The sequence below is a fragment of the Sphingomonas sp. Leaf208 genome, assembly GCF_001421415.1.
In the GTDB taxonomy this organism is placed as follows: Bacteria; Pseudomonadota; Alphaproteobacteria; order Sphingomonadales; family Sphingomonadaceae; genus Sphingomonas.
In genome coordinates, this window is sequence record NZ_LMKH01000035.1 from 273,928 (window position 1) to 291,559 (window position 17,632).

Annotated in this window: 16 protein-coding genes; 10 read left to right on the forward strand and 6 right to left on the reverse strand. The window is 65.5% G+C overall.

Features of this window, described 5'->3' with window-relative positions:
- Positions 1-179 precede the first annotated feature (179 nt).
- From ASE69_RS16210 to ASE69_RS16225, 4 genes are all read left to right on the forward strand, one after another.
- A complete protein-coding gene (locus ASE69_RS16210; RefSeq protein WP_056488931.1) occupies positions 180-1,745 on the forward strand; it encodes an amino acid permease in 1,566 nt (521 codons plus the stop codon).
- Between the two features lie 283 nt (positions 1,746-2,028).
- Positions 2,029-2,385, forward strand: coding sequence for a hypothetical protein (locus ASE69_RS16215; RefSeq protein WP_056488936.1), 357 nt, complete (start codon positions 2,029-2,031; stop codon positions 2,383-2,385).
- A gap of 163 nt (positions 2,386-2,548) precedes the next feature.
- On the forward strand, positions 2,549-2,866 hold the full coding sequence (locus ASE69_RS16220; RefSeq protein WP_056488938.1) for a hypothetical protein: 318 nt from the start codon (positions 2,549-2,551) through the stop codon (positions 2,864-2,866).
- Positions 2,867-2,989: 123 nt separating this feature from the next.
- A complete protein-coding gene (locus tag ASE69_RS16225) occupies positions 2,990-4,930 on the forward strand; it encodes a PAS domain-containing sensor histidine kinase (RefSeq protein WP_200924186.1) in 1,941 nt (646 codons plus the stop codon).
- A gap of 240 nt (positions 4,931-5,170) precedes the next feature.
- Here the strand turns inward: ASE69_RS16225 and ASE69_RS16230 are convergent, their stop codons facing one another.
- A complete protein-coding gene (locus tag ASE69_RS16230) occupies positions 5,171-6,058 on the reverse strand; it encodes a LysR family transcriptional regulator (RefSeq protein ID WP_056488940.1) in 888 nt (295 codons plus the stop codon).
- Positions 6,059-6,164: 106 nt separating this feature from the next.
- Here ASE69_RS16230 and ASE69_RS23050 point away from each other — a divergent pair, with 106 nt between their 5' ends.
- Together ASE69_RS23050 and ASE69_RS23055 are read left to right on the forward strand one after the other, a co-directional pair.
- Positions 6,165-6,596: an SDR family oxidoreductase gene (locus ASE69_RS23050; protein WP_235518882.1), complete on the forward strand. Its 432-nt coding sequence runs from the start codon at positions 6,165-6,167 to the stop codon at positions 6,594-6,596.
- The gene (locus tag ASE69_RS23055) at positions 6,557-7,030 is read left to right on the forward strand and encodes an NmrA family transcriptional regulator (RefSeq protein WP_235518883.1); all 474 of its coding nucleotides are present in this window, start codon (positions 6,557-6,559) and stop codon (positions 7,028-7,030) included. Before ASE69_RS23050 ends, ASE69_RS23055 begins: the two co-directional genes overlap by 40 nt.
- Before the next feature lie 150 nt (positions 7,031-7,180).
- On the opposite strand, the gene ASE69_RS23060 is transcribed toward ASE69_RS23055, so the two are convergent.
- Positions 7,181-7,369 (reverse strand): hypothetical protein, encoded by a 189-nt coding sequence (locus ASE69_RS23060; protein ID WP_056488943.1) that lies wholly within the window; start codon positions 7,367-7,369, stop codon positions 7,181-7,183.
- A gap of 361 nt (positions 7,370-7,730) precedes the next feature.
- On the opposite strand from ASE69_RS23060, the gene ASE69_RS22205 reads away from it, so the two are divergent.
- On the forward strand, positions 7,731-7,895 hold the full coding sequence (locus tag ASE69_RS22205; protein WP_156362374.1) for a hypothetical protein: 165 nt from the start codon (positions 7,731-7,733) through the stop codon (positions 7,893-7,895).
- A gap of 207 nt (positions 7,896-8,102) precedes the next feature.
- On the opposite strand, the gene ASE69_RS16245 is transcribed toward ASE69_RS22205, so the two are convergent.
- Positions 8,103-9,092, reverse strand: a complete 990-nt coding sequence (locus tag ASE69_RS16245) for an ImpA family type VI secretion system protein (RefSeq protein ID WP_056488945.1) — start codon at positions 9,090-9,092, stop codon at positions 8,103-8,105.
- 113 nt (positions 9,093-9,205) lie between these two features.
- On the opposite strand from ASE69_RS16245, the gene ASE69_RS16250 reads away from it, so the two are divergent.
- The 3 genes from ASE69_RS16250 to tagH are packed head-to-tail and all read left to right on the forward strand — an operon-like array spanning position 9,206 to position 12,926.
- A complete protein-coding gene (locus tag ASE69_RS16250) occupies positions 9,206-11,173 on the forward strand; it encodes a type VI secretion system Vgr family protein (protein ID WP_082453180.1) in 1,968 nt (655 codons plus the stop codon).
- On the forward strand, positions 11,170-11,709 hold the full coding sequence (locus tag ASE69_RS16255; RefSeq protein WP_056488947.1) for a DUF6931 family protein: 540 nt from the start codon (positions 11,170-11,172) through the stop codon (positions 11,707-11,709). Before ASE69_RS16250 ends, ASE69_RS16255 begins: the two co-directional genes overlap by 4 nt.
- Positions 11,706-12,926, forward strand: a complete 1,221-nt coding sequence (tagH, locus tag ASE69_RS16260; RefSeq protein ID WP_056488949.1) for a type VI secretion system-associated FHA domain protein TagH — start codon at positions 11,706-11,708, stop codon at positions 12,924-12,926. Before ASE69_RS16255 ends, tagH begins: the two co-directional genes overlap by 4 nt.
- Positions 12,927-12,993: 67 nt before the next feature.
- Here tagH and ASE69_RS16265 read toward each other — a convergent pair whose 3' ends face one another.
- The 3 genes from ASE69_RS16265 to tssM are packed head-to-tail and all read right to left on the reverse strand — an operon-like array spanning position 12,994 to position 17,632.
- Positions 12,994-13,782 (reverse strand): PP2C family protein-serine/threonine phosphatase, encoded by a 789-nt coding sequence (locus ASE69_RS16265; RefSeq protein ID WP_321163586.1) that lies wholly within the window; start codon positions 13,780-13,782, stop codon positions 12,994-12,996.
- Entirely contained in the window at positions 13,758-14,240 is a 483-nt protein-coding gene (tagF, locus tag ASE69_RS16270; protein ID WP_056488951.1) for a type VI secretion system-associated protein TagF, read from the reverse strand. The genes ASE69_RS16265 and tagF overlap by 25 nt, the downstream gene beginning before the upstream one ends.
- Complete coding sequence (gene tssM / locus ASE69_RS16275) at positions 14,237-17,632, reverse strand: type VI secretion system membrane subunit TssM (RefSeq protein ID WP_235518890.1); 3,396 nt, start codon at positions 17,630-17,632, stop codon at positions 14,237-14,239. The genes tagF and tssM overlap by 4 nt, the downstream gene beginning before the upstream one ends.

A 17,632-nucleotide genomic window follows, 5' to 3' on the forward strand; every position in this document is an offset into this window, starting at 1 on the left:
ATTGATGACAGCAGTCGATCACCAACGCTGGCCGAGTGTCGCGTTGCGGAGCGCAGGGGAGCCGTGTGTCTGCCACGGGCTTCGAAACGCTAACCCCTTAGAAAGCAGCAAGATTGCGTTGTCCCGGTTGGTCGCTGCGCTTAGACGCGTTGGCTGGCTTATCTGACCCCGGGGGAAATATGGCAACCAAGGCCGCGAGGGGCATCGTCGAGCGCATGTTCGCGCGCAAATCCATTGCGCAGGTGCAACGCGAAACCGCGGCGAGCGAGCTGAAGCGTACGCTGGGCAAATGGAACCTGCTGATGCTGGGCATCGGCTGCATCATCGGCGCGGGCATCTTCGTGCGCACCGGCTCGGCGGCCGCGCTGCATGCAGGACCGGCGGTGCTGCTGTCGTTCGTCGTGGCGGGTATCGTCTGCGCGTTTGCCGGGCTGTGCTACGCCGAGCTGTCCTCGACGTTGCCGGTGTCCGGATCGGCCTACACCTATGGCTATACCACGCTCGGCGAGTTCGTCGCGTGGATGATGGGCGCGCTGCTGATGCTCGAATACGGGCTGGCGGCGTCGGTGGTGGCGGTCGGCTGGTCGGGCTATGTTGTCAGCCTGCTGGCCGATTTCGGCGTGCACATTCCGCCGCAGTTCACCGGACCGGCCGGGTACCCGCTCATGCGGGGCGGCGTGCCGGTGCTGGTCGACGGACAACGGGTGACGACGATCTTCAACCTGCCGGCGTTCCTGATCTGCCTCGCACTTGCCGCGCTGTTGGTGCGGGGCGTTGCGGAATCGGCCAAGGTCAACACGATCATCGTCGCGATCAAGGTCGGCGTGCTGGTCGCCTTCATCGCGGTCGGCGGCGCGATCGTGCTGTCGCACTTCAACGAATTGGTCGCGCGCAACTGGACGCCGTTCATCCCCGCCAGCCAAGGCGACGGCAAGTTCGGCGTCGACGGGATCATGCGCGCCGCCTCGATCGTGTTCTTTGCCTATGTCGGCTTCGAGGCGATCTCGACGGCGGGGCAAGAGGCGAAGGATCCAAAGAAGGACATGCCGTTCGGGATCATCGGGGCGCTGGTCGTCTGCACGCTGATCTACATGCTCGTCGCCGCGATCATGACGCTGCTGGTGCCCTATACCGCGCTCAACGTGCCCGATCCGGTCGCCGTTGTCGTCGACAGTTTCGGCCCGACCTGGAGCTGGCTCGCCAAGCTCATCAAGATCGGCGCGATCATCGGCCTGACGTCGGTGGTGCTGGTGCTGATGTACGGGCAGACCCGGATCTTCTACACGATGGCGCGCGACGGGCTGTTGCCGCGGGTGTTCGCGACCGTGCACCCGACGTTCAAGACGCCCTATGTCAACACGGTGCTGGTCGGCGTCATCACCGCAGTGGCGGCGGGGTTCTTCGACATCAACGTGCTCGGCGACATGACCTCGGTCGGGACGCTGTCGGCGTTCTCGATCGTCTGCCTGTCGGTCATCTATCTGCGTCGCGCCGCGCCCGATTTGCCGCGCGGCTTCACCGTACCGTTCTATCCGGTGGTCCCCCTGCTGGGCATCGCGTCGTGCGTCTACCTGATCACGACGGTGCCGATGAAGGTCCTGATGTTCTTCCTATGGTATCTGGCGGGCGGGGTGGTGCTGTATTTCGCCTACGGCATCCGCCACTCGAACCTGCAGCGTGGCGAGCCGCAGGACGATGCGCCCGACATGGGCGAGTATGTCGCACCGGTCGGGGAGCAGCCCTGAGCCTTTTCAGGGGGCTGTCTTCAGAGGGTTTGGCGTCCGACCTGGACGAAAGCGCGGGGCAGGGGCGGACAGGTGCGGACGATCTGGTCGGGCTGTTGATACATCAGCCTGTCGGACGTGGGAGTGAGAACACTCGACCGTGACGGCTGCCAAATGTATAGGGCGCGTGACCATCTTGAACCGGTCGCGCACGCGCCCACTCCTCCTGCGTCTCGAACCGTCGCAACCACCACGTCGTGTAGATGTTGTTTGTGAAGAGACGCGAAGATTGGAGTGCCGTGGGGTGATCGATCATGACGAGGCTGCCGATCTGGCGGCGTTCATGCTGGCCTTCCGGCGCAGCCGTACAGAGGAACTTCCCGCATCGCTGTTCGGCGAACCCAGCTGGGACTTTCTTCTCGAGTTGTTCATTGCCGACGCGCGCAGTGTCCGCATGACCGGGCGAGACATCAGCGAGTTGCACCGCATTCCAGCCGCAGTAGCATCCCGTTGGCTCCTGCATCTGACCGCCGAGGGTCTGATCGTCGGCGATGGTACGGGTGATCTCGACGATCCGCTGACGTTGTCGGGCGCCGCGATAGGGAAAATGGAACGTCTTCTGTACAAGGCCAGCATGCTGAAACACCGCGTATCCGAATAGCGGCATACGCGGCAAAGTCGCAAAGCCGCATCTCCAACCCGCCCGTGGTCGGGCAGGTTATGGAGCGATAGGAGTACCTCAATTGCGTAGGTAATCAGGTGCGATTTGCACTGTGTTCGGCAGTTGGTAAATGGCTGGAATAGATCGGCGCGCTAAGGACGTTATGACAGATCGGACCGAGAACGCGGTTAGCGTCGAACAGCGCTTGCGCGAGAGCGAAGCCCGCCTCCGCCTCCTGACCGAAGCGAGTTCGGACGTCCTCTACCGGATGAGTCCGGACTGGGGAGAGATGAAGGAGCTCGACGGCGGCGGCTTCCTGCCGAGCACGTCTTCGTCGAAGCCGAACCGTTCGTGGTTGCTGTCCTATATTCCCGAGACCGATCAAGCCGCGGTGACCGCAGCCATCGATGACGCCATCCGGCTCAAGACGACGTTCGATCTCGAACATCGCGTGGTCCGTTCGGACGGCACTGTCGGCTAGACGCAGTCGCGTGCCGTTCCGCTGCTGAGCGCGGCAGGCGAGATCATCGAATGGTTCGGAGCGGCAAGCGACATCAGTGCCCGGCGCGATGCGGAGGCCGCTCTTCAAGAGAGCGAGGCGAAGTTGCGTAAGCTGAACGCGACGCTCGAGCGGCAGGTCAATGAGCGTACGGCCGAGCGCGACCGCATGTGGGACACCTCGCCCGATCTTCTCGTGGCGGTCGACTTCAACGGTATGTTCCGCCGGGTCAATCCGGCCTGGACCACGGTTCTAGGCTATGAGCCCGACGAGCTGATTGGACACCATGTCAACGAATTCGTCGTCCCGAACGATCATGACAAGACGGTCGACGCCTATGAGACGGCCGCGGCGGGGAACCAGCTGAGAATTGAAAACCGGTACAGGCACAAGGATGGCTCGAACCGCACGATCTCATGGGTCGCCGCACCGGCTGGTGACATCACCTACGCTACCGGCCGCGACGTCACGGCCGAGCGCGAGATGGAGGCGAGGCTGCACGACGAGCAGGATTTCGCGCGCCTCGCCCTTTCGGCCGTGGGGGGCGTCGGCGTGTGGACCTATGACGTCGCCACCGACCTCTTCTTTTGCGACGCGGCGGTCTCGGCGTTGTACGCACTCGACCCCGAGCGCGGTGCCGCCGGCCTGCCTCGCGAGGAGTTCCTCGCCAACGTTCATCCGCAGGACCGTATTTCGCTGCAGAAGACAATGTCTGGCGGTCTGCAACGCTCGGGAGATCTGGAGCTAGAATATCGATTGGTTCATCCGGACGGATCGATCCGATGGGTGCTGTCCCGTGGGCACACCTATTTCGACGAGAACGGCAAACCTGTCCGGCGAACCGGCGTCGGCGTCGATATGACCGGGCAGCGGCAAATCGAAGATCAGCTACGCCAAGCACAGAAGATGGAAGCGGTCGGCCAGCTTACCGGTGGTCTGGCGCATGATTTCAACAACCTCCTTACCGGCATGATGGGCAATCTGGAGTTGCTCCAGTTGCGCCTGGAACGTGGCAAGCTCGACGACGCCGAGCGCTTCATCAACGCCGCCCAAGGTGCCGGACGGCGGGCCGCTTCCCTGACGCAGCGGCTGCTCGCGTTTTCGCGCCGGCAGACGCTCGATCCCAAGCCAACCGACGTCAATCGCCTGATCGCGGGAATGGAGGATCTGCTGCGCCGGACGGTCGGGTCGACCGCCAATATCGAGGTGGTGGGCGCGGCCGGGCTATGGCCCGCGATGATCGACGCGACGCAACTCGAAAGCGCCATTCTCAATCTCTGCATAAACGCACGGGACGCCATGCCCGAAGGCGGGCGGATCACGATCGATACGGCGAACACATCGCTGGACGATCGCGCGGCTCTGGAGCGCGACCTGCCGCCCGGCCAATATCTGTCGGTCTGCGTCACCGATACCGGCACTGGCATGTCGCCGGCAACGATCGAGCGCGCCTTCGAACCCTTCTATACGACCAAGCCGATTGGTCAGGGCACCGGGCTCGGTCTTTCGATGATTTACGGTTTCGCTCGCCAGTCGGGTGGACAGGTGAGGATCTCCTCCGAGCTGGGGCAGGGAACCACGATCTGCATCTATCTTCCTCGCTATGCGGGCGATGCCTTGCCGAGTGATCAGGAAGAGGCAATCGCAACCGCTGCCTTGGCTAGCGGCGAGACGATCCTGGTGGTCGATGACGAAGCGACGATCCGACATCTCATCGACGAGGTGCTCGACGAGCAGGGATATACCGTGATTGGCGCAGCGGATGGCGCAGCAGGCATCAAGGTGCTGCAATCGGGGGCCAAGATCGAGCTGCTGATCACCGACGTCGGCTTACCCAACGGCATGAACGGGCGGCAGGTCGCTGACGCAGCGCGTTCTCTCCGCCCCGACCTGAAGGTGCTCTTCATCACCGGCTATGCGGAGAATGCGGCGGTCGGTAACGGGCATCTCGAACCCGGGATGGCGTTGCTCACCAAGCCTTTCACGATGCAAGGGCTGGCAGCCAAGGTTGCGGAGATGATCGGTAGTTCCCCGTCATCAGCTTAGTTGAGCGGGCGAAGTCCGTCAGGCGCGCGCGCCTTGCTCCCGTAGACAAGGTCGAACAGGGGGCATGATCAGGTCCATCAGGCCTCGCGCGTTCTTCAGCGTGCCTACTGCCATAGCGAAGAAGTGGGGAAAACGACTGCGGCGGAGATATCCCGGCATCCGGACGTCTACGTGCCGGCCTATGTAGCAGCGTAATGCATCCACGATTGGGAACGATCAGAGTGCAGCTTGATGCCGGCCTTACCTCTTTAGATAGGCAGCGAGTTCTTCTGGTGCTGCCCGCGGGAAGGAGTTTCGCAGAAACTCCAAGAAGGCGGATACGCGAGCGTTAAGCAGCCGCCGCGTCGGGTAGAGCGCCCATAACGCAATCTCAGATTTCGCAACGTTGCCCCAAGGCACCAGCCGCCCACAGTCGATGTCCTCGCTGACGAGCGATAACGGCAGCTTGGCCACGCCGACCCCGGTACGCACTGCATCGCGGATCATGATCAGCGATGAGAGGCGCAGCACAGGATTGACCGCGATCTCGATAGGGCCGTCCGGCGTGTCGACGGTCCAGCTTCGCTCAGGGTCGTTGCCGCGCACCACGGCGGGCATGATCCCCGCTGCCAACCGCACCATGCCGGGACCAGCCACCACCACCAGTCGGTCATGCAGGAAAGGACGACCGACCAGCGTATCGTCTGGCGCGGGATTGACGCGAATGACGAGATCGTAGCCCTCTTCGATCATGTCCACCATTCGGTCGTCCGTGGTCACTTCCAGGCGAACATCCGGGTGGCGGTGGATGAATTCCGCGGCCAGCCGACCCATGGCCGTCTGCGAGAACAATAGCGGCGCGCTAATCCGCAGCCGCCCACGCGGCGTCTCGCCACCCGAGCCGATCGCGACGGCAGTTTCCTCCAACTCGGCGAGCAATGGGCCAGTACGGGCGAACAGCGCCCGGCCTTCTTCGGTCAGCTTCAATGTTCGTGCACCACGCTCGAACAGGCGCACGTCGAGCGCGGCTTCAAGTTCTGCCACGCGTCGCGACAACGTCGCCTTGGGGCGGTGGCTCGCACGCGCCGCTTTTCCGAACCCCTCATGGCGGGCGACAAGAGTAAAGTCGGCTAGCGCAAGCAGATCCATAAGTGTTCCACTGGTGAGACGGCGCGTCCAGATTGCACGTCTATTCGTCGGCGGATGGATCACGCATCTTCGGCTCGTCAGCAAGACAAATCGAAGGAGTAACCCAATGACCATTCTCGTGATCGGTGCCACCGGCCGTGTCGGCCGCCATGTCGTCGACCAGCTCGTGAACCGCGACGCCCGTGTTCGTGTCCTTACGCGCGATACTGCCAAGGCGGATTTCCCGGCCGAGGTCGAGGTCGTCCAGGGAGACCTGCTCGACATCGATGGGCTGCGTGCCGCTTTCGTCGGCGTCCGCACGCTGTTCCTGCTCAATGCCGTGACCGGCGACGAGTTCACCCAGGCGTTGGTAACCCTCAACGTTGCGCATGAGGCGGGTGTCGAGCGGATCGTGTACCTGTCGGTCTTCGACGCTGACCGGGCGGTCAACGTACCGCACTTCGCGGTCAAATACGGTGCCGAGCGGATGCTCGAAGCAATGGACTTCAGCGCGACCATTTGCGCCCGACCTATTTCATCGACAACGAGGTCATGGTGAAGGACGTGATCTTGCAGCACGGCGTCTATCCAATACCGATCGGCGGCAAGGGCGTCGCCATGGTCGACGCGCGCGACATAGCCGAGCTCGCCGCGCTGGAGCTGATCCGTCGAGATGAGGCACCGGGCAAACTGCCGATGACAACGATCAACGTCGTCGGGCCGGAGACGCTCACCGGCGACCAGATCGCCGCGATCTGGTCCGACGTGCTCGGTCGACCCGTGGTGTACGGCGGTGACGATCCGAGCGGGTTCGAGTCCAACATGGCGACCTTCATGCCCAAGTGGAGCGCCTACGAAATGCGCCTGATGGCCGAGCGCTACGTCAGCGACGGCATGATCCCGAAGGAAGACGACGTCGAGCGTCTCACGACACTGCTGGGCCGTCGACTGCACACCTATCGCGAGACTGCCGAGACGCTCGCCGCTGGCTAGCAGCGGGCGCATGCGTCGAACGTGGCGATGAGCCTTTTTGTGCAAACGCGCTGTCACCGTTGCGCGGTTGGACTAGGAAAAGGCCATCGTCCGGTTTCAAGGTAGGCGACAAACGCGCCACCGCCCGCGTCAACGACAAGCTCCGCATCGTCAATAGCATCCTCGGCCGTACCCTTGGTAGAGTCGACGAAGCGGTAGCAGCTGGTGCATCAGCTCCCCGTCCTTGGTCGATGCGACGGCGACCACCTGCGTCCCCTGCCATCTGGTAAGCTGGACGAGGCGGTCGCCGACCCCACCGCGGGGGCCGTTCACGACCCCCGTCTTGCCTTCGAGCGGCACGACTCCGGGTGAAACGCCTGGAATGGATCGGGTGCTTCGTGTCCTGCCTCGGTCAGGACTTCCAAGCGATCAGCAGCGATACAGGTGTGGCCACGGCATCAACGTGATCGATACCCACAAGCTTGTGGGTCAGCGCTGTAGCCCACGCCCTGAAATACTGAGGATGTGTAACGCTGCCTTTCATCAGGTCTTTCTGGCAGCGCACCATAGAGAACACCTCGTCCCGATCTTGAACGCCGCCACCTCGTCAGCGATCGCCAGGACGATGCTCAGCACAACGGTGCCATTCATGATGCGAACATAGGATGCGGCTGCCACTTCGCCGGTAGCGCTCGATAACGGACCAGTGGGCAGGGCCCGGGTGAGCGAGATTGTCGTCCATCGCACCGACGGGGATGGGCTGCCGGTCCGGGCACGGAGCGGGTTGGTCGAGCCGATCGATGCCCGCGTCACGCGGTTGCTGGCACTTGCGCTGGGGGTGAAGCTGGCCGTGTCAGTGAATTGGTTTCGCACCACAGTTGGCTGATGGACGGCTCGTTCGGGTAAACGGGTTTCGCCTCTGCGCAACTTCGTGTCGATGCCTTCTACGTCGATCCCATACTCGCAACTGCGCGGTTGATGTTTCGTATGAAACCCGAATGATGTTTCTCCGCCAAACCCGCGGACCTAAGCAATCTGGCAGGTCAAGGTAACGCGGGAAAGTACGATGGCGAACATGCGCGATCCTGGCCCTTCAACGTTGCGCACGCGCAGACAGGATGTTCTTGACCTCGTCGATCGAACGGGGGGCGATATCGTCGAGTATCTCGATGAAATCGAGCGGGATCCACGTTTTTGCGCGTTCCAGCAGGAGAGGAATGGGGCTCGAAGGCTCCTGTCGGCGATAGAAATCGATCACCAGGTCGAGCGCCTTGGCGACGTCGGCGCGACCGTTCAGGACATCGGGGAGGGCGCTGCTGCCGGGTGCCGCGACAATCGTTTCCATGTCGGCATCGTCGCGCAGTTCCGCCGGCAGCAGCGCGTTCGCCGCAGCCCGGATCGCGCGGATCGCAACGTAGACAGGCGCGAAATTGCTGCCGGTATCGCCCTCGGCAAAGGCAACCAGCGTTGCGTCCACCTCCCTGAGCGCCTCGGTGAGCACGTCGAGATGGGCGATGGCTGCAATCAGGCTTTCCGGGCCGATCGCCGGATCGTCGAGCGCGGCACGAAACGCACCATAACCGTCCTCGTTGGCACCGCCACGCGCGAAACGGATCAGATCAGCGCCGTCGAAACGTCCGAAACGTTCATGCTCGATCAGCGCGATACCTTGGAGCGGACTGACGAACGCGGTGAAGTTGGCGAGCGTGTCGCAGGCGCCACGGCGGCCGGGAAAGCCGTAATCCTCGAGCCGGGGGTGCACCGTATCCCAGAAGCGATTGGTGAGCCCGGCGAGCGCCTGTACGCCAGCAACGGTCACGTCCAGGCGTCCCGACCTCGCGCCGGCGCGGGCGAGATAGATGGCAAGCCAGATATCCTTGGTGCGATCCGCCTGGTCGACGATCAGCGCGGTGATCTCGCGCCAGTCGACCGAAGTGGCGGGAGCATCCGTCGATCCATCGCCTCCGGACGGCGTGTCGAACGCCTGTTCGATGCGGAAACGGTCAGGGTCGTAGGCGAGGTCCGGGCCGGCGGGATCGTCGCCGGATATCGGGGCGAGGAAGCGTTCGAGATCGATCGTCATGCAGGCCGCTCCGTGTCGGTCGTGACGCCACGATGGCGGCGATGCGGGCTAACCCGTCAGTCGGCGTCCAGCAATCACCGCAATGATGTCGAACGTAACGCAAGAGCGGTCGCATGAAGCGGCAGGCGGAGATCGATGTAGCGCTGGGATCCAGGGCCCGGTTGATAGGCTTCCATTCGGCCGAGCGGCTGAGCCAGCCTTTCCAGATCGAAGCGGAAGTCGTGCTGGAGGATCGGGTCGACATCCTGCCTGCGCTGGGCAAGTCCGCCTGCATCACGGTCTACGAGGTGGACGCGCCGGTCCGGTATTTCCATGGATTGGTGATCGAGGCGCATTACTTGCGACAGACCGACGAGGGGCATCATTACGCATTGGTGCTGCGGCCTTGGCTGCACCTGCTCGACAGCAATCGTGCGTATCGGATCTTCGAGCAGAAGACCGTGGTGCAGATGCTGCGCGATGTGCTCGCACCCCATAGCCGACATATCGACTATGGCGGGCTGACCGAGACCTATCGGCCCTGGCCTTACTGCGCGCAGTACCGCGAGAGCGACCTGTCGTTCGTCATGCGCCTGATGGAGCGAGAGGGGATCTATTTCTACTTTCGCCACGAGAAGGGTGAGCACACGATGGTGCTCTGCGATAGTCGGGCCGCTCACAAGCCCTCACCCCGCGCCGCGACCGTGAAGCTTCGTCCCGACCTCGTCGGCGGTCATGGTACCGAGGACTCGCTGTGGGAGTGGCATGAGCACGTACGGAGCGGCGGCGAACGGCGCGTGCTGATCCAGAGCTTCGACTATGAGAAGACCCTGGTCCGCGATGGACGCGCGGACGGCGGTACGCGCGGCCCGGCCGATACGCAGGAAATTCACGACTATACTGGGGACTTCGTCGATCCGACGCTGGCCAAGCATTGGGCACAGGTGCGGCTGGAGGCGGCGCGCGCCGACCAACGGGTCTATACGGGATCGGGCGACACGATCGGCATCGCCTGCGGGGGGCTGTTCAAGCTCGACTCCACCGACGCCTTTGATCGTGGCCGCGAGTTCATCGTGACCACACTAGACTATGCCATGGACGCGGAACCGTGGCGCAGCGACGGCGACATGGCACGGCGCGAGGTCTCGATCGAGGCGGTCACCAGCCAGACGAAGTGGCGCGCGCCCATCGTGACGCCGGCGCCGTTCGCGGGGCCGGAGACCGCGATCGTCATCGAGGGTGGCGCCGACGACAGCCGCGTCGACCGCATGGGCCGGGTAAGGGTCCGCTTCCTCTGGAAAAAATCCGACGAGGCCGACATCAAGGCGCGGTCGTGCTGGCTGCGCGTTTCGCATCCGTCGGCAGGCGCGAGCTTCGGCCACGTGACGCTGCCGCGGCTCGACGAAGAGGTGATCGTCGATTTCCTCAACGGCAATCCCGATCGCCCGATCGTGACCGGCCGCGTCTATAATTCACGTCACCAACATGCTTACGCGCTGCCCGCCAATCGGACGCGGTCGCTGTACCGGTCGAATACGATCGGCAAGATGGGCAGCTATGCGGGGGCCGAGACCAGGCCGCGCGCGCCGGCGTTCAACGAACTCAGCTTCGACGACAAGGGCGGGGCCGAGGAAGTCTATCTGCGCGCGCAGCGCAATCGTCGCACCGACGTGCTGTACGACGACGCGGAAACCGTGAACCGCGACCAGGCGAACCGGGTCGGCCGCGACCGCGAGACCGCCGTCCGACGCAACGACAGCACGACGGTCGAGACCGGCAACCACAGCCTGACGATCACCCGCGGCGCGTCGACCGTGCAGGCACGCCAGCGCATCATGCTGCGTGTCGGCACGAGCCGCGTGTTGATGACTCCCGCGACCATAACCGTTGCGCAGGGGATGTCGCGCATCACGATGACCTCGGCCAGCATCACGCTCGCCGTCGGGCCCAACCTGATCAGCCTGACGCCCGCCGGGATCACGTTGAACGGCACGACCATCACCGGCAACGCCCTGTCCGCGCTCACCTGGGAAGGCACCGTCAGCACGATCCACGGCAAGGCGGCTGTGAACGTGCTCGGCGGCGCGGTGGTCATCGCATGAGCGGGCCCTGGCACGGATCGGTATGGACCGAGGCGGGGCAGGTGCGGTTGCTGCTGGAGTGGCCGGCGGGTGCCGACGACCGGCTGGCGCCCGATGACTGCTTCGCGCGACTGCGGGCACGACGCAGGGGGGCGGACGCGGCCTCTTTCCTCGCGGTGGCGATGCCGCGCTACGAGGCGGTGCTGTGGGCGGCCCGGGGCGTGTACGATCTCGTGCGCCAGCCCGACGCGGATGCGATGGCGACCGTCACGGCCTGGTTGCGCGATCCGTCGGAAGCGCGGCGTCGCGACGCCGAAGCGATCGCGCGGACCATGCGCACGCCGACACCCGAGCGACTATGCGCCTGGGCGGCGTTCATGGCGGGCGGATCCGTCGCCCCCGAAGGTTCCGCGCCGTTCCTCGCGCCGCGCGATGCGACCGGTCGCTTTGCCGCAGCGGCGGTGATCCTGGCGGCGGCACCGCACGGCGATGCCGGGCTGGACGCGGTCCTCGACGCCGGTGCGCGGATGGCCGAAACGATGGAGTGCGCAGCATGACGCTGGTTTTGTCGATACAGGGCGTGGATACGCTCGAGAATGGTGCGCCGACGATGCTGAGGCTGGTACGGCACGGCGCCATCGTCGGACGGTCGGTCCATGCCGACTGGAGTTTGCCGGACCGCAAGAACCATCTGTCGTCGCGCCACTGCGAGATCAGCTACCGCGACGGGACCTATGTACTGACCGACCGCAGCACCAACGGGACGTTCGTCAACGGCGCGACCGAGCGGTTGTCGGCGCCTCACCGGATTGCGGACGGCGATCGGATCGTGATCGGCGCTTACGAGGTGCTGGCGGAATGTGCGGGCGCGGCATCGCCACCCGCCGCTGTCGTCGGCCCAGGATGGAGCGAATGGAACGAGGTCGCGCCGGCACCGTCATCCCGGTCGGCATCACCGACGGCCAACACGAACGAGGAGGCGGTACCGCTGCCGTTCGACGGGGGTGGATGGGACACGCCGGCGCCGCTCTCGGTCTCGGCCTGGGCGAGCGAACCGTCGGAACAGTCGTCGCCGTCCGCCGCGCAGCTCTGGGGAGAATTGGCGGAGCGCGGCACGCAACCGGTCGATGCGGTCCTTCCGCCGCCGCCCGCGGTCGCGCGTGGCTGGGGCGCGTTGGAGGATGTCCCGACACGCGGTACCGAACCGCAAAACGACAGCACGGAACCGCGCGTTCCCGAGCCGGACGTCACCGTTCCGCCCCGCACCGATCTGATGCTGCGGATGCTGGGTGGCCTGGCCGCGCTGGTCGAGGCACGGGCGCGAGCCAAGGCGGATCTCGGCGTCGTGTCGACGACGATCGAGCTCGACGGCAACAACCCGATCAAGTTCATCCGGTCGCCCGAGCGAATGCTGGACACGCTGTTGCAGCCGCCGCAGCCGGGTTTCATGCCGGCGGAGCTGGCGATCGACGATGCGTTCCGCGATATCCAGCTGCACGAGATGGCGACGGCGGCGGCGATGCGTGCAGCGATCGAGCAGACGATCAAGCGGTTCTCGCCCGCCGCGATCCGCGCGCGGCGGCGGGGTGGCGGCTGGTTGGCGAAGCTGCTGCCGCAAGCGCGCGCCGCGGCGTTGTGGCACGCCTATGAAGACGAGTTCGAGGGCGTGGTGCGCGATGCCGACGAAGCGTTCATGGACCTGTTCAGCAAGGCCTTCCGCACCGAATACGCGCGCTGCCTGGACGCTGCGGCGGCTGCTCGCCCACGTCGATAGGCAGCAGATCGGCGCGGGTCGGTAAAGCAAAAGCGGGAACGATCGTCACGGCGCCGTTCCCACGCCATCAGATTTCGAGCAGCAGCGCGCCGATCTGGGTTGCCTGTTCGCAGCCGATGATGGTCACCGTCACATTGTCCTGCGCGCCACGTTCGAGGGCGCGATCGAGCAGCAGTTGCGCGACCCGGTCGGGTGATGCGGATACCAAGGCACGGCGAATTTCACGATCGTCGACCATCCCGCTCAACCCGTCGCTGCATAGCAGGAACACGTCGCCCCCCGCGAGCGATCCCTCGATCCGGTCGAGCAGCAGCGCCTCGGACGTGCCGACCGACCGCGCGAGCACGTTGCGAAACGGATGGTCCGCGGCATCCCGCCGATCGAGCAGCCCCCGCGCGATCATTCGTTCGACCTCGGTGTGATCGGTGGTGAGTTGGCTCAGCGTACGCGCCCGGTGGCGATAGACGCGACTGTCGCCGGCCCACAACACGACATAGCGGTCGTCGCGGATCAGCAATACCGCCACGGTCGATCCGATCGGTGCGCCGCTCTTGCGGGTCGCGGCCCAGATCGTGGCGTTGGCAGCGTTCAGGGCTTCCGTCACGGCATCGGCCGCGCCCTCTATCGCGAGCGGAAGCGCGATGTGCTCCAGGGCGTCGGCGATCGTGCGCGAGGCCCATTGGCCGCGCTCGTGCCCTCCCATCCCGTCGGCAATGGCCCATAGCCCGGCTTGCAGACGGACCACGCCTGCATCCTCGTTGACCGCACGTACCGTCCCCGGGTGAGTTCGATATGCCTGCTCGAGACGGAGGGCTGCCGGCGATCGCATCGTCATAACGTCCAGTCCGCCTGCCATTCCCGCATCGGCGGGGAGGCGATCTCGGCCTTGGGAGGGATATTGGCCAGCGCATTGACGGCATCGTCGAGGATCGCGGCGGCATCACGCTGCTGGAGGAACGCGTCGTACAGGCAGCGTTCGAGGCTCGGCGCCATCCATTCGCCGTCGTCGCGCAGTCCGCGACCGCCGACCACGCCCAGTACGAACAGGAACGGCCGGCCGACCCGGTCGCACGAAAAGGCCGCGCACCCCACTTGCCAATAGGCTTCGCCGCGTCCCGGCTCCAGCACGAAGCCACGGGGCGGCGTCGTCTCGAGGATGCGGTCGAACGCCTCGCCGCCGCGCGCGCGTGTCGTGGCTAGCGTGTCGATGCAGCGCCGGTCCCAGATACGCTGCGCTTGCAGCGTCAGGCCACGGCACAGGAAATCGCCGAATGCGGGCAGTTTGCCGAACAGGAAGGGGCGGGTTTCGCTCATAACCGCTCCGGGCAACGGAAGGAGAAGGGGCCGTTGCGCGCGAACGGGTTGTCGGCGGATGCGTAGGTCACGCGCAAGGCGGTGCGATGGGGTGCGTCGCCGAACCAGACGACGATCGCCTGCGCGCCGGCATTCTGCATGCGTTCGGCAGCGGCGATCAACCGGAACAGCGCGAAGCTGCCCTGCCGGTCGATCCGCGACAGCGTCTGCGTGCCGTTCATCAGCGCGAGCGACGCCTGCGGCAGCGTGGTCGGTGTCCAGACGATCGGGTACGAGGCCGGATCGCGCGCTGCCAGCGCGTAACGGGTGTTGCCGACCGCGAGGTCAACGGTCGTGACATCGGCGCCCGCGGTCTGGAGCGAGACCTGCAGGACCAGCCCGCCGGCCGTTAGGTCGCGGATCGCCGCGGCCTTGCGGAACGCATCGGCACTCGACGGCGAGAACCGGCTGGCGACCGTGTCGTTCGTCCGCCAGCGCCACCGCTCCGGTGCCTGGACGAGCAGCGGCTGGAGGTTGCCGCGGACGAACCCGTCGATTTCGCCGTTGTTGCCATAGACGCGTTGCAGTTCGGCCGGCGACACCTCGGTCGTGGCGGCGGCGTCGAATGGGAAGCGGCGATCCGTGGTCGTGCGACAACTGGCGAGGATCGTCGCGCTGTATTGGTCGTTCAGCATGGTCTCCGTAGTCCTGGCGGCGGCACCGCGACCGTTGCGGCCGATACCGCCGACGAAGGATTGCAACTGTGGTGGGGCGGACACGCCGGCGGTCGAGAGATCGCCCAGCGCCGAAGCGAACTGGCCACGCAGCGCATCACCGCCGACGTTCGCGCCTGGCATGGCGCCTGCCGACGCAGCCGACGCAGCCTGCCGGACCGCCTGGACGAGCGCGTCGACCGGCGGCGGTGCTCCGGCCTCGCCGCGCGTGAAGGCCGCCGCTGGCCGGAAATGCGCCTGGATCGCGGTTCCCGCGTCGAACCGCGTACTCGCCGTTTGCGACGTCCCGAGCGTGGTGTTCTTCACCGTCTGATCCAACAGCGTCCGCAGCGGCGATGGCGTCCGCGTGAAACTGCCCAGCGCTTGGCGGTCGCCGAAATAATTTGCCGGCTGTGGAGTCGCCAGCACGTGATCCCACGCGGCAATATAGTCCTGCGCGTAACTGCGCGCGACGGTATCGTTGATCGCGGTCAACTGATCGCGAACCGACACCTTGGCCCCGTCGGACCCCAATACCCACAGGTCGCGGTCGAGTTCCGCGCCGATGTCCGCGAGCCCCGGACCGAACGCCCGTTTATAGCCGTCACGGGTGAAGAACCACGGCACCGACAGCGCCATGACCGTGCCGCCGTTGCGGAATGCGCGGCCATCGCTTTCGGCCATCACCGCGCTTGCAAGCCAGTCGGGATGCCCGGAGGCGGCGGCACGCTGGCGCAACATCGCATAGGCGCGGTCGGCGAGCGGCAGCCCGATCACCGCCGCTCTCGACTGGGCGAGCAACCGGCCATCGAGCGCTGCCCGACGGTTCGCCCACACCCGCCCGAGATCGTCGTCGGCAAGCAGCGCATCGAGATGTACTGTCAGGCGGCGTCGGACATCCTCCCGGTCCGCGCCCGGCAAGGCGGTCGTCGCCCAGTCGTTCCGGACCCAGGCGCCTACGGCACGCGCGTCGATCGGGCCGTAGCCACCCAGCATCAGATAAGTCTTGAGCGGATCATACAGTCGGATGGGCGTCTGCGCGTCGGTCCGAAGCGCCTGTTCGAGTTCGAGCAACAGGCGGGGCAGCATGATCCGTTGCAGCGCCTCCAGATACGTCGCGCGTGCCGCCTGCGCATGGCCGGACTGGTAGAGGCCGAGCCGCATTCGCCACGACGGCCGTCCCGACAGTTGCGCGGCATAGCCGCCCGGTAGCGCCCGCAGCCGATCGAGCACGGGCAGCATCTGCTCCAGGTCGGGATCGTCGGCACGCACCTCCGCCAGGTCGGCGCCGCTGGCAGTGATTGCCGCCGCTGCCGCTCGCGCGCCCGACAGGTCGGCCGCCTGCAAGCCCTTATTGGCCTGGAACGAGCCATCCCACAGGAACAGCATCACGATCGCCACCGCGGCGAACGCGGCGATACCGCCGATATTGGCGAGGTGCCGGCGTCGCTGCACGACGGGCTCCGGTTCGACCAGCCCCGCCTCCGGAAACATCACCTCGGCGAACAGGCGGTTCAGGAAGAACGCGCGTGTCCGCGTGGTGGCCGCCGGACTGGCAATGCCGTCATACGAGGTGGCGAGCGATGCCAGCAGCCGGTCGATCGGCGATCCCTCCTGCTTGCTGCTGGCGAAATAAAAGCCGCGGAGGCGATGGCCCGGCGCGTCGTCCTCGGGCAGCATCCCGCCCACCAGCCGGGCAAACCGTTCGCGCAGCGACAGCAATTGCGCGGAAAAACCAATGATCCGGCTACGGCGCTGGCGATCGGGCTCATCCTGCAGGCGCTTGGCGGTTCGTGCGTCGATCGCCTCGACCATCCGATCGAACGCCGCGGTCATGGTCGCGGCGGTGACGGGCTCGTCGATCGCCAGCGTGCCACCCAGCACCGCGCGGCGGCCATCGGCGGCGAGATCGGCGAAAAAGTCTCCAAAGCCTTCGAGCAGGTCGGCCTTTGTCAGCAGCAAATAGACCGGTGCGGCAACCCGGAGCGTGGACCGGAGTTCGTGAAGACGACGGCGGATCGCCGCGGCGTGCGCGTCGATCCGCTCGCGATCCTCCGATACCAGCATGTCGACACCGATCGTGACGATAATGCCGTTGACGGGTTCGAGCGGGCGTGTCCGACGCAGCAGCGTCAGGAATCGCTCCCACCCCTTGGCATCGCCGCGCGGGTCGGAGTCCTGCGTCGTGTAGCGGCCGGCGGTATCGACCAGCACGGCATCGTCGGTGAACCAGAAATCGAGATTGCGGGTGCCGCCTTCCCCCTTCAGCGCACCGTCGGCATAGGGAAAGCGCAGGCCGGAATTGAGGAAGGCGCTGGTCTTGCCGGCGCCGGGCGGGCCGATGATGACGTACCACGGCTTGGCGTAGAGATAGTTCTTGCGGCGCCCGGACGCCTTGCGCAACTCGGCCAGGGCCTCGCGCAGCCGCGTCGAAACCGCCGCTGCGTCTGCCTCGCCCTGGTCGGGTGTGGCGATGCCCTCGGCGATCGCGCCGGCGTTGCGGCGTCCCCGCCATGCGCGCCATCCCGCGACCGCGCCGAACACGACGACCACCGCTATGATCAGCCCGAACCGGAAGCGCGAGCTGTTGAGTGCGGGAAACAGCATCGGCAGGCCGACCGAGCCCAGCAGTGCGATGATGACACCCGCGGGCACGATCATCACGTACCAGTTGCGCTGCAGTTTTTCGATTCCGCTCAT

What these genes read in the sequence shown, in the direction of transcription:
- tagF (WP_056488951.1), bottom strand. Translation starts at nt 14,240, where the DNA reads ATGAGCGAAACCCGCCCCTTCCTGTTCGGCAAACTGCCCGCATTCGGC.
- ASE69_RS16220 (WP_056488938.1), top strand. Translation starts at nt 2,549, where the DNA reads ATGACAGATCGGACCGAGAACGCGGTTAGCGTCGAACAGCGCTTGCGC.
- ASE69_RS16210 (WP_056488931.1), top strand. Translation starts at nt 180, where the DNA reads ATGGCAACCAAGGCCGCGAGGGGCATCGTCGAGCGCATGTTCGCGCGC.
- ASE69_RS16255 (WP_056488947.1), top strand. Translation starts at nt 11,170, where the DNA reads ATGAGCGGGCCCTGGCACGGATCGGTATGGACCGAGGCGGGGCAGGTG.
- ASE69_RS16245 (WP_056488945.1), bottom strand. Translation starts at nt 9,092, where the DNA reads ATGACGATCGATCTCGAACGCTTCCTCGCCCCGATATCCGGCGACGAT.
- tssM (WP_235518890.1), bottom strand. Translation starts at nt 17,632, where the DNA reads ATGAGCGGAATCGAAAAACTGCAGCGCAACTGGTACGTGATGATCGTG.
- ASE69_RS16265 (WP_321163586.1), bottom strand. Translation starts at nt 13,782, where the DNA reads ATGGCAGGCGGACTGGACGTTATGACGATGCGATCGCCGGCAGCCCTC.
- ASE69_RS16250 (WP_082453180.1), top strand. Translation starts at nt 9,206, where the DNA reads ATGAAGCGGCAGGCGGAGATCGATGTAGCGCTGGGATCCAGGGCCCGG.
- ASE69_RS23050 (WP_235518882.1), top strand. Translation starts at nt 6,165, where the DNA reads ATGACCATTCTCGTGATCGGTGCCACCGGCCGTGTCGGCCGCCATGTC.
- tagH (WP_056488949.1), top strand. Translation starts at nt 11,706, where the DNA reads ATGACGCTGGTTTTGTCGATACAGGGCGTGGATACGCTCGAGAATGGT.
- ASE69_RS16230 (WP_056488940.1), bottom strand. Translation starts at nt 6,058, where the DNA reads ATGGATCTGCTTGCGCTAGCCGACTTTACTCTTGTCGCCCGCCATGAG.